This is a genomic window from Corynebacterium sp. HMSC056F09 (genome assembly GCF_001815785.1).
Lineage (GTDB): Bacteria > Actinomycetota > Actinomycetes > Mycobacteriales > Mycobacteriaceae > Corynebacterium > Corynebacterium hiratae.
Genome location: NZ_KV821971.1, coordinates 1 through 388, shown reverse-complemented (window position 1 = coordinate 388; position 388 = coordinate 1). Strand labels below are relative to the sequence as shown.

General features: G+C 54.4%; 1 protein-coding gene. It reads left to right on the top strand.

All coding sequences use genetic code 11. The features are described 5' to 3' along the window. Positions 1 to 127: 127 nt before the first annotated feature. Positions 128 to 388, top strand: a 261-nt coding sequence (locus HMPREF3056_RS11770; protein WP_070754926.1) for an IS3 family transposase, incomplete at its 3' end; no start/stop codon positions are given.

The following is a 388-nucleotide window of genomic DNA, read 5'->3' as shown; positions in this document are numbered from 1 at the left end:
GTCATGGGCCGTGTAGAACTCCGCAACGTTATCGGCTGTGACCGTGGAGTAGAGCGGACCTGACCCCTGTTAGGTAGACACCTGATATCCAGCCCGGTTGGGTTGGGAAGAAAGGTAATCTACCACCATGCCTAGGTACTCCGAACAGTTCAAACGTGATGCTGTGGCCCTCTACGAAAACAATGAGGACCTCTCACTCCACGCGGCTTCAGCAGAGCTAGGAGTTAATCGTTCCTCACTTTATTCCTGGCTTAAGCAGTACGGCACCGGCAAACGTGCCCGCACGAAAACCATGCGCGACAAGGCCCAAGCGACGACTGATTCTGAACGAATCCGCCAGCTAGAAAAAGAAAACGCAAAGCTGCGCGAAGAACGCGACATCCTGCGC